Here is a 4,650-nt window from a genome sequence, read left to right as displayed (position 1 = left end):
ATGAACCGCGAAAGAACGCGGTTCATCGTTCGGAACGCGGTTCGTGGGGCGGGGTGACGGGGGGAGGCGCGGCGCCCGACGGGCACCGCGCCTCCTGCGTCCAGGGCCGGGGTCGGCGTCAGTCGGGCAGCGGCGCCGCGTAGACGCGGAAGTCGCCCTTCTCTGCGTGCATCGTCCACAGGGTGTCTGCGAGCACGTCCGGCTCGTGGGCCGGGTCGCCGCCGCCGATGCCGAGCGGGATGATCAGCTGACCGACGTGGATGCCCTCGGACGCCAGCGCGCCGTGCAGCAGCTCGGCGTAGGCGCTCTCGCCGGCGAAGGCGACGGCCGTCCCGGTGACGCCGTCACGCGGACGCACCGCGCTCGCGCCGTTGACGAAGAGGAGCGTGCCCCCGCCGAGGCTGCGCATCCCGGGGATCACCTGGTGGGCCGCCGTCGCCGGGCCGTAGATCGAGAACTCGACCGGGCCGACGAGGTCGTCGGCGACCGTCTCGAGCACGGGACGCATGAACTCCTTGGCGGGGAGGGGGCTGTACTGCAGCACCTCGATCGGCCCGAGGCGGGAGGCGGCCTGCTCGAGCGCGGAGACGAGCGAGGGGCGGTCGCGCACGTCGGCGACGAAGCCGGCGGCCGTGTGGCCCTCGGCGACGAGGGTCGCGGCGAGCTCGTCGACCCTGGCCTGGTCTCGGGCGATCAGCGCGATGCTGAGGCCCTCGCGGGCGAAGCGGCGGGCGACGGCCAGGCCGAGGCCCTGGCCGGCGCCGATGATGGCTAGTGTGGTCATGGCCCGACCCTACGGAGGCCCGAGGAGGCGTGACGCGCCCTGCCAGGGAACGCTCGGGCGCCGCAGCCGCGGCAGTCCCGTTTTAGTCAAATGCAACAAAGTGGCCTAAAGATCCTGAGTCGCGAGCTCGCGCAGCAGCGCCGCCTCCTCGTCGGGGGTGAGGCCGGCTCGGCGGGGACGGCCGACCCCGCGCGTCACCTCGTCGTCGCGCACGCGTCGTATCGTCTCGGCGAGGGGGCGCGTCGTGCCGCCGGCGGCACGGAACGCCGCCGTGCTGCGCCGCGCGAAGCCGGACGCCTCGAGCGGCAGCCACAACGGCAGCGACCGGGGGCCCGCCCACCACCGCACGTCGTGCTCGAGCAACCAGGCGTCGTCGACCGGCACGAGCTCGGGGTCGGTGCCGGCCGCGAGCCGCGCCTCCTCGAGGACCTCGGCCAGGGGCACCGGCTCTGCGGCAGCGATGACCGGGCCGAGGAGGCGCTCACGGCCCGCCCGCACCACCCACGCTGCGAGGTCGGCCACGTCGATCACCTGCGCCCAGCGTCCCTCGGTCGTGGGCACGAGCACGCGGCCGCCGCGCAGCATCCGCGCGGGCCAGTGGCCGAACCGGTCGCTCGGGTCGCCGGGACCCACGACGAGCGAGGGCCGCACGACGAGGAGGCGGTCGCCCAGCCGGGCGGCGGAGGTGCGTTCCGCCCAGGCCTTCTGCTGCGCGTAGAGATCGGGAGCGGCGTCGTCGGGGCGCTCGCCGACCGCGACGAGCTCGGCGGACTCGTCGGCGCCCGGCTCGTCGTCGCGGGAGTGGACGCTGACGGACGAGACGAGGGTCCAGTGGCGGGCGCGTGCGGCCAGGGCGTCGAGCGCGCCCTCGACGAGGTCGGGCGGCGTCGCGAGCTCGACGACCTCGTCCCATTCGCGGTCGACGCGGGCCACCGCGTCGTAGGCGCCGGGGCGGGTGCGGTCTGACCGGACCAGCGCGGCTCCCTCGGGGGCGCCTCCTGCGCTGCCCCGGGCGAGGCAGGTGACGTCGGCTCCGTCGGCCACCGCCTGCCGCGCGATCTCGTGGCCGAGCCACCCCGTCCCGCCGAGCACCAGCACCTTGCGCATGCGGGCCAGTCTGCCGGATCCACGGGTTCACGAGCCGCGGGGACCGCACAGCGGACGGGCAGAGAGAGGGCACGGCCACCACGCAGGTGGCCGTGCCCGGGTCGATGTTGTCCGCATCTGAGCTTCACGGGCAGGGGAGCGGAGCAACACCGGCCGGTGAAGACGCATGGTGACGCCTTCGACCCGGTGGACGGTACGCGCTCCGACCCGTGCCCGTCCGCATCCCGGTCAGGGCCCGGTCGGCACCCGGACGAGCGGACGCGGGGATCGTGCACGACGCCCCCAGGCGGTCACGGTCTACCGTCGAGGACATGTCCGTCACCCTCCCTGCCCCTGGCCGCCTCGACGACCGCGCCGTCGTCGTCACCGGAGCGAGCTCCGGGATCGGCCGCGAGGCCGCCCGTGCCCTGTCGGAGCTCGGCGCCAGCGTCGCCGTCGTCGGCCGCAACCCGGACCGCACCCGCGCGGTCGCCGACGAGGTCGGCGGCACCGCCTACCTCGCCGACTTCGCCGACCTCGCCTCGGTGCGCTCGCTCGCCGACCAGCTCCTGGCCGACCTGCCCCGCATCCACGTGCTCGCCAACAACGCCGGGGCCACGATCGCGGAGCGTCAGCGCACCTCCGACGGCTTCGAGCTGACGTTCCAGGGCAACCACCTGGCGCCGTTCCTGCTGACCTCGCTGCTGCTGCCGCGCATGGTCGAGACCGCGGCCGACCACGCGCCGGGCACCGTCCGCGTCATCCAGACCTCGAGCGCCGGCAACCTCTTCGGCCGGGTCGACCTGGCCGACCTCGACGGCGACCACGAGCGCTGGTTCGGCGGGTTCCGCGCCTACGGCACCTCGAAGCTGCTCAACATCCTGTTCACGCGCGAGCTCGCCCGCCGTCTCGGCAGCACGGGAGTCGACGCGTTCGCGTTCCACCCCGGCTTCGTCGCCTCGGGCTTCGGCGGGAACGGCCCCGTCGCCACCTTCGCCAAGCGCGCGGCCGTGTCGACCGAGCAGGGCGCCGAGCCCCTGGTGCGGCTCGCGGCGGCGCCGACGGTGCCCGCGCCGAGCGGCAACTACTTCGACCGGCTCCGTGCGCCGGGCCGCGTCGCGGCGCAGGCCGGCGACCGCGACCTGATGCGCGACCTGTGGGAGCGGAGTGCCGACCTGCTCGGCATCCCGTCCGACCCGCTCGCCTGAGCGCCGCGCGCCGCGCTGCTCGGTGTTCCTCCTCATTCAGGAAGATCGGTCCTGCGTCCTGCGTCGTGCGGCGGGGGGAGTGCTGGTCCTGAGTCGTGCACGGATCAGGACGTCGCCGCCACGGGTTCCTGAGTCGTGCGGAACGACGCCCGTGCCGAGGAGGTGCGGGTCAGGCGAGCAGGGGCAGGCACAGCGGGGCGAGCAGGGGCAGGCGCCGCGGGGCGAGCAGGGACAGGCACAGCGGGGGAGGCGCGGGTCAGGTGATCCTGACCCGCGCCTCCCCCGTCCCTCGGGTCCGCACGTCGTCGACGAGGTCGACGCGGTGCGTCGGGCTCGGCAGGGCGCGCGGCGCGTCAGTACGCGACGGAGATGTGCTCGCGCCGGTGCGCCGGCGTCTCGATCTCGTCGACGATCGCCAGCGCGAAGTCCGCTCCGCTGACGGCGGAGGCGCCGTCCTCGTCGGTGAACGCGACCTCGCCGCCGACGCGGTAGCGGCCCAGCGCCTCACCGGGGGCGTACGCGCCGAACTGCATCGCGGGCGACACGAACGTGAAGTCCAGCGACTCGGCGCTGGCGAGCAGCTCGCTCAGCACCTCGTTCATCTGCAGCGCCTCGCCGGCGTACTCCGGCGGGATCTGGCCGGTCTCGGCCTGGCGCGGCCCGCCCTCCTCGAGGCGCAGCGAGCTGTAGCCGCCGACGACGACGAAGCGGGCGCCGCGCTGCTCGGCGAGGGCCGCGAGCTCGCGGTCGACCTCGACGATGCGTCCGTCGAGCTCGCCGCGGGGCGAGAGGCTCGAGACGACGACCTGGGCGTCGGCCACGGCGCGGGCGCGCACGTCGGCGTCGACGAGCGACCCGGTCTCGTAGCGGACACCCGCGACGCGGGCCTCCTCGGCGGGCACGCTGCGGCTGACCGAGACGACCTCGTGTCCGCGGCGCGCGGCCTCGGCGACGATCGCGCTGCCGGCGTAGCCGGTCCCTCCGACGACGGTGATGCGAGTCATGGCGTTCTCCTTCTGGTTCTTCTGTCCGTGGGGCTCCGCGGCTACGCTAGGTCCATTGGTCACTGATGGGAAGTAGGCACTTTTTGGTAACCATGACCAGTTCGAACGCTGCCCCGGCGGTCGCTCCCGCTCCTCCTGCGGGCGGTCCGCCCCCGCTCGACCCGTACGCCGCGGGCTGCCCGTCGCGCCGCCTGCTCGACCGGATCGGCGACCGCTGGACGGTGCTCGTCGTCGGCTCCCTCGGCGCGGGTCCGCTGCGCTTCTCCGACATCCGGAGGCGCGTCGAGGGCATCTCGCAGAAGATGCTGACGCAGACCCTCCGGGGGCTCGAGCGCGACGGGCTCGTCACCCGGACGGTCTTCGCCGAGGTCCCGCCGCGCGTCGTCTACGAGCTGACGGAGGCGGGCGAGACGCTGCGGACACCGCTGCGCGCCCTCGAGGAGTGGTCGATCGCGCACTTCGGTCAGGTCTCCGGCGCCTGGGCCGAGTACGACGAGAGGGCCGGCGGAGGCGCGGAGGGCTGACGCAGGCGGCCGGCGGCCGGCGGCCCGGCGGCCCCGGCCCCGGC

The 4,650-nt window shown here is 74.8% G+C and carries 5 protein-coding genes; 2 read left to right on the top strand and 3 right to left on the bottom strand.

Annotated features, from left to right (window positions below; all coding sequences use genetic code 11):
* Positions 1-118: 118 nt before the first annotated feature.
* Together RWM17_RS12450 and RWM17_RS12445 are read right to left on the bottom strand one after the other, a co-directional pair.
* Positions 119-784, bottom strand: coding sequence for an SDR family NAD(P)-dependent oxidoreductase (locus RWM17_RS12450; protein ID WP_314104125.1), 666 nt, complete (start codon positions 782-784; stop codon positions 119-121).
* A 105-nt stretch (positions 785-889) separates the two neighbouring features.
* The gene (locus tag RWM17_RS12445; RefSeq protein WP_314104122.1) at positions 890-1,891 is read right to left on the bottom strand and encodes an NAD-dependent epimerase/dehydratase family protein; all 1,002 of its coding nucleotides are present in this window, start codon (positions 1,889-1,891) and stop codon (positions 890-892) included.
* Positions 1,892-2,202: 311 nt separating this feature from the next.
* On the opposite strand from RWM17_RS12445, the gene RWM17_RS12440 reads away from it, so the two are divergent.
* Positions 2,203-3,078, top strand: coding sequence for an SDR family NAD(P)-dependent oxidoreductase (locus RWM17_RS12440; protein WP_314104119.1), 876 nt, complete (start codon positions 2,203-2,205; stop codon positions 3,076-3,078).
* A 353-nt stretch (positions 3,079-3,431) separates the two neighbouring features.
* Here the strand turns inward: RWM17_RS12440 and RWM17_RS12435 are convergent, their stop codons facing one another.
* Positions 3,432-4,082, bottom strand: coding sequence for an NAD(P)H-binding protein (locus tag RWM17_RS12435; RefSeq protein ID WP_314104117.1), 651 nt, complete (start codon positions 4,080-4,082; stop codon positions 3,432-3,434).
* Between the two features lie 92 nt (positions 4,083-4,174).
* Between RWM17_RS12435 and RWM17_RS12430 the strand changes: the two genes are divergently transcribed.
* Positions 4,175-4,606, top strand: a complete 432-nt coding sequence (locus tag RWM17_RS12430; RefSeq protein WP_314104115.1) for a helix-turn-helix domain-containing protein — start codon at positions 4,175-4,177, stop codon at positions 4,604-4,606.
* The last annotated feature ends 44 nt before the right edge of the window (positions 4,607-4,650 follow it).

This window comes from uncultured Frigoribacterium sp., from assembly GCF_963515265.1.
GTDB lineage: Bacteria > Actinomycetota > Actinomycetes > Actinomycetales > Microbacteriaceae > Frigoribacterium.
Note: the sequence above shows the minus strand (reverse complement) of the source record. Positions and strands in the feature narration are given on the sequence as shown.

Bases quoted from the DNA above. Each gene is read 5' to 3' on its own strand.
- RWM17_RS12450 (WP_314104125.1), bottom strand. From the start codon at position 784: ATGACCACACTAGCCATCATCGGCGCCGGCCAGGGCCTCGGCCTGGCC.
- RWM17_RS12445 (WP_314104122.1), bottom strand. From the start codon at position 1,891: ATGCGCAAGGTGCTGGTGCTCGGCGGGACGGGGTGGCTCGGCCACGAG.
- RWM17_RS12440 (WP_314104119.1), top strand. From the start codon at position 2,203: ATGTCCGTCACCCTCCCTGCCCCTGGCCGCCTCGACGACCGCGCCGTC.
- RWM17_RS12435 (WP_314104117.1), bottom strand. From the start codon at position 4,082: ATGACTCGCATCACCGTCGTCGGAGGGACCGGCTACGCCGGCAGCGCG.
- RWM17_RS12430 (WP_314104115.1), top strand. From the start codon at position 4,175: ATGACCAGTTCGAACGCTGCCCCGGCGGTCGCTCCCGCTCCTCCTGCG.